The 5,363-nt window shown below is 64.7% G+C and carries 3 protein-coding genes; 1 reads left to right on the forward strand and 2 read right to left on the reverse strand.

The genetic code is table 11. The features are described from left to right. Positions 1–6 precede the first annotated feature (6 nt). Both mdoH and P3W85_RS30310 read right to left on the reverse strand, forming a co-directional pair. A complete protein-coding gene (gene mdoH, locus P3W85_RS30305) occupies positions 7–2,535 on the reverse strand; it encodes a glucans biosynthesis glucosyltransferase MdoH (protein WP_430869653.1) in 2,529 nt (842 codons plus the stop codon). Then, positions 2,532–4,115 (reverse strand): glucan biosynthesis protein G, encoded by a 1,584-nt coding sequence (locus P3W85_RS30310; protein ID WP_276267489.1) that lies wholly within the window; start codon positions 4,113–4,115, stop codon positions 2,532–2,534. The genes mdoH and P3W85_RS30310 overlap by 4 nt, the downstream gene beginning before the upstream one ends. 726 nt (positions 4,116–4,841) lie before the next feature. On the opposite strand from P3W85_RS30310, the gene P3W85_RS30315 reads away from it, so the two are divergent. Further along, positions 4,842–5,234, forward strand: coding sequence for an RT0821/Lpp0805 family surface protein (locus tag P3W85_RS30315; protein WP_017230916.1), 393 nt, complete (start codon positions 4,842–4,844; stop codon positions 5,232–5,234). The last annotated feature ends 129 nt before the right edge of the window (positions 5,235–5,363 follow it).

Consider the following 5,363-nt stretch of genomic DNA (forward strand, 5'->3'; position numbering starts at 1 on the left):
GCGGCTTCAGGCGAGCCGCGGACGCAGCGGCACCACGTTGGCTGCGCGCCGTGGCAACACGCGCGTTTCCTTCCATGCCGGGTGCGCCAGCGCGGAACCCCAGGCCAGTTCATGCAACCGGGCCAGCGCGAACGGATCTCCCAGCAGCAGATGCTTCTGCGCCGCGCTGAGTGCGTCCGGGCCCGCGGTCAGGGCTTGCTGCACCAGCGCCGCATGCTCTTGGCGCGTGGCCTCCGGCTGCACCAGGCGGGCCGAGGCGGTGGCGCACATCAGTGCATTGGTCACGGGATCCACCACGGCATCGATGAATGCCGGAGGCTCGCCAGCGGCCTCCACGTGTTTCTGCATGGCCGCCATCTCGCGCGGCAGCGTGGCCTCTTCCGGCGTCACGAACAGCCGGGCACGGCGCAGCGCGCGGCCAAGCGAAACCCGCGACAGCCATACCGACAGCGGAATCGAGAATGCCAGCGAGCCGACGATCGGCAACAGCCACCAGACGAAATTCGGGTCCAGCCACAGCACCAGCCCACCCCAGGCCAGGCCTAGCAGGGTATGCATGCCGTGACGGCGGAAGGCTTCGCCCCAGGTGGTCTCCGCATCCTCGCGCGGAGGCGATTTCCACGTAATGCCCCAACCGCTATACGCGGCCACCACGAATTTCGTGTGGAACAGCATGCGCACCGGCGCCAGCAAGGCCGACATCACCACCTCGACCAGCATCGATGCCACCAGACGCAGCGGGCCACCATAGTTGCGCGAATCCTTCATCAGCAGCAGCACGCTGGCTATCTTGGGCAGGAACAGCAAGGTGGCGGTGGCCGAGAAGAGCGCCAGCGCCTTCTCCGGGTGCCATTCGGGCCAGGTCGGGAACAACTGGTAAGGCTGGGTGAAATACTCCGGCGGTACCAGCGCATGCTTGGCCAGCATGATGGTCGACAGCACCAGGAACAGGAACCACAGCGGCGCCGACAGGTAGGCCATGACACCGGTGAGGAACACGGCACGGTGCACCGCATGGAAGCCCTGCTTCATCCACAGGCGGAAGTTCATCAGGTTGCCCTGGCACCAGCGGCGGTCGCGCTTGACCTCGTCGAGCAGGTTCGGCGGCAATTCCTCGTAGGAGCCCTCCAGGTCGTACGCAATCCATACGCCCCACCCTGCCCTGCGCATCAAGGCGGCCTCGACGAAATCGTGCGACAGGATTTCCCCCGCCAGCGGCCCCTTGCCGGGCAGCGGCGCCAGCGCGCAATGCTCCATGAAGGGCTGGATGCGGATGATGGCGTTGTGGCCCCAGTAGTGCGATTCGCCAAGCTGCCAGTAATGCAGGCCGGCGGTAAACAGCGGCCCGTACACGCGCGTGGAGAACTGCTGCACGCGCGCATACATGGTCTCGCGGCCAACGGCCAGCGGTGCGGTCTGGATGATGCCGGCACCCGGGTTGCCTTCCATCAGCCTGACCAGCGTGGTCAGGCATTCGCCGCTCATCACGCTATCGGCGTCCAGCACCACCATGTAGCGGTAGGCGCTGCCCCAGCGTCGGCAGAAGTCGGCTACGTTGCCGGTCTTGCGCTTGACGCGGTGACGGCGCCAGCGGTAGAAGATGCGGCCGAAGCCATTGACCGCACGGCAGGTTTCCATCCAGGCATCGGTCTCCGCGGTGCGAAGGTCCGGATTGCCGCTGTCGGACAGCACGAAGAAATCGAAACGCGCCAGCTCCCCGGTGCGTTCCATCGATTCGTAGGTCGCGCGCAGGCCGGCAAAGACCCGGTTCACGTCTTCGTTGCAGATCGGCATGATGACCGCGGTGCGCGCCCCTTCCGCGATGGGGCCATCCAGCGCCGCCGAACGCGAGATCAGATGGCGGTCGCCGCCCTTGGCCAGCACCAGGAAGCCCATCATGGCGGTCCAGAAGCCCGCCGACACCCAGGAGAAGAGAATGGCGAAGAGCGCCAGTATGGCGATCTCCAGCCCGTCGGTGCCGTGATAAGGCAGCACCTTGGTCATAAAGTAGGTGGCCAGCGCGGTCTGCCCTGTCACCAGGCCCAGCAATACCCAGCGGCGATGCGCACCGGCCGGATGCCACTTGCCCTCGGCGTCGGGGCCGTCATGCAGGGTGTCCCATGTTTCCGGCGCCGGCGGCCGGCCGAGCACGCGCCGGCCAAGGTTGCGCAGGAAGCCGCTGACGATATGCGGAGGCCAGGCCCGCGGCACCATCGAGGCACGCTCGGGAGCCGGGCCCGTATCGATATGTACCGTGCCATCGGCACGGCGCTGCACCAGCGGTTCGCCCGCTACGTGCGGCGCGCCGTAGGCCAGGTTGAGGCGGCGCCCAACCGAACCGTAGGCAGCGCCGGCCGGCACCTGGGTGCCGTCCTTGCCCGTTAGTGTTTGCTGCAGCAGATGAATGGCGGACTCCGGGTCGGCGCCGCCGCTGGCGGCGACGCTATTGATCAGCTCGCGGCGCTGGTCCGGCGAGACCGGCACGCGATCGAGATAGCGCTCGCACGCCGCCGCCGGGGCGGCGTGCCGCTTCAGCCTGGGGGTAAGATGTAGCTCCACGTCTCGGATAGGGTTGTATTGCCGTTGCGAAGATAGCCGCGCAATTCGACCGGTTTGTTCTCGTCCTTGCGGCGCACGATCATGGTCATGCGCCAGCCGCCGGTTGCCTCATTGCGCTGCGTCGAAGTGTTCAGCAGCTCCCCGTTGCTGTCGGCCGAAATCACCGGATCGATCCGGGTATTGGCAGCCAGTTTCTTGAAGGCCGGGCCTTCAAAATCGACGACCAGCGAAAAACTGGTGTCGTCCTGCTTGCGGCTCAGCCCCTGGCCACGCCGCGTCTGTGTCACCCACGACAGCGGCGGCTGTTTCTCGCCGTCCTTCTGCCACAAAAGGCGATACTCGAAATCGAATGGCTGCTTGGGCTTCGGCGGGCTGTCGGGCACCCAGAAAGCCACGATGTTGTCATTGGTTTCATCCGGGGTCGGGATCTGCACCAGCTCGACCCGGCCCGACCCCCAGTTGCCCTTGGGCTCCACCCAGGCACTGGGCCGGCGCTCGTACCACGCGCCGATTTCCTGGTAGCTGCTGAAATTGCGATCCCGTTGCATCAGGCCGAAGCCTTGCGGGTTGGTGGCCGCGAACGAGGTCACCAGCAGCCGCTTGGGGTTGACCAGCGGACGCCACAGCCATTCGCCCGTGCCAAGCTGCACCGAGAGGCCATCGGAATCGTGGACCTCGGGCCGGTAGTCCGGCACCGGCGACGGCTGGTTCTCGCCAAACAGGTACATGCTGGTGAGCGGCGCCAGTCCCAGCTTGGTGACGTTCTCGCGCAGGAACAGGCGCGACTTCACTTCCATGACCGTTTCCGCCCCCGGCCTGATGACGAAGCGATAGGCCCCGCTCATGCGGCGCGAATCCATCAGCGCATAGATGGTCAGTTGCTTGTCCGCCGGCGAAGGCCGCTCGATCCAGTACTCCACGAAGCGAGGAAACTCCTCGCCGGAGTTGAGAGCCGTATCCACCGCCAGGCCGCGTGCCGACACCCCGTACCACTGATCCTTGCCAAGCGCACGGAAATAGCTGGCGCCCAGGAAGGACGCGACTTCGTCCTTGCCCTTGGCATTGTTGAGCGGATAGAGCACCCGGAAGCCGGCGAACCCCAGTATCTTGAGCTTGCCGGCGTCGAGCTTGTGCGGTCCGTAGTTGAAGGCGGCGGGATCGAAGCGGATTTCCCGCGAACTGCCGCTCACCACTTCATTGATGCGCACTGGTTGGTCGAACACCATGCCTTCGTGGAAAAAAGACAGCTCGAACGGCAGCTTGGCGTTGCGCCACTGGAAACGCTCGGGCTTGTACTCGATCTCGCGATAACGCTCGTAAGGCAGCTCTCGCAGCTCCCGCGGCAGGTTTTGCGCGGGTGCCTTGTAAGGGCTTGCGGCGAGCTGGCGCGCACGTACCGCCACGGTGTCGAAGTCGAACGCATGAGCGGCCACTGCGCACACCGCCAGCAGGCCGCCGCACAACCATCGGCCCAGGCGCGCGCCGCCAGGAATGGCATGGGCGGCAGAGTGGCGTTGGACAGGTCTGGCGAACGGCAAAGTGGCGGTTTCGGACATAGATGCCAGTGGCAGGCAGGATTAAGCAATGGGGATCGACAAGGCTCCGCAGCAAAAGGCGGACCACCAATCGACCTGGATGAAAGAAGCAACGGTGGCATGCTGGCAAGGCGGCCCCGGAAGGGTTTCGCGGCGCATTGTTTGGACCGGGTGCAAAATGTGTATCGGGTTTGTTGCAATGCGCAATAGGACCTTAACAATTCGAGCCTAGAAAGTCACGTTTCGATCGCGCAACGTTTGCAACAAATTGAAACCCCAGTCGCCTGAAAGCCGCTTTCCGCGCGGCTCTCGGGCCGGTTCGTCACATTGGGGCAGCCGCAGGATTTCGGCTGCATGCCGGGCAGTGCACCCTCCCCGATTGCCGCCATTTCTTCAGGTGTTTTTCCCTGGCAGCGCCAGGTAGCGTGGCAAGCCCGTGGGCACATGTCGAGCGCACATCGGGTGCACATCGGCCTAGACCGCTTGCCGCGCTGTTCAGCTTGGGTGCGACAAGCTGATCTGCAAAGCTAGGCGATGGAATTGGCTTCGTCAACGCGCGCCGCGCGTATGCAGGCGGCACCGAAACGGCGCATCGCGCACCTGCGAAATCATGCACCGCACACGAATCAAGCTTGTAACATGCAGCATGTGACGGGGGCGGAGCCCCGTGCCGGCGGGATGTTGCCTGGCATCGATTGCTTGCCCGCGTGTTTCCCGACTTTCGAGTAACGCTATCAGAGGATTTCCATGACGCCACGATTCAAGCTCCGCCACGCCCTTGCATGCACCGTCCTGTTGGGCAGCGCAACGTCCGCGCTGGCCTATTTCGACCATTTCCTGAGCGGGACGATCATCGGCACCATGAGCCAGAAGGAAGCCGCGTCCTATGCGCAAACGGTGAAGAAAGCGATCACCGCCACCCCCGAAGGCGAAACCCTGCAGTGGACATTCGCCGCGGCCGGCCGCCGGCAGCAGATCGACGCCACCGTGACGCCGGTGCGCAGCAAGACCGACCAGGGCCAGTCATGCCGGCAACTGAAGACCGAACTCAAGCGCGGCAGCGATCAGGAAAACTGGAGTGGATGGTTCTGCAAGCAGTCCGACGGCCAATGGAAATCGCGCAAGGTGGCGGACGATTAAGGCAACCAGCGGCAGGAACGCCGAACCAGACCGGCAAAACACCCCAAAAAAAAGAGAGGCCGCAGCCTCCCCATCAGGTTCCGCCTCGATGCCAGCCCCCGGGATGGCGCACGGCGCCACTGGCGATCG

The organism is Cupriavidus basilensis, from assembly GCF_029335485.1.
GTDB lineage: Bacteria > Pseudomonadota > Gammaproteobacteria > Burkholderiales > Burkholderiaceae > Cupriavidus > Cupriavidus basilensis_E.

Coding starts and splice junctions, on each gene's coding strand:
- P3W85_RS30315 (WP_017230916.1), top strand. CDS start 4,842: ATGACGCCACGATTCAAGCTCCGCCACGCCCTTGCATGCACCGTCCTG.
- P3W85_RS30310 (WP_276267489.1), bottom strand. CDS start 4,115: ATGTCCGAAACCGCCACTTTGCCGTTCGCCAGACCTGTCCAACGCCAC.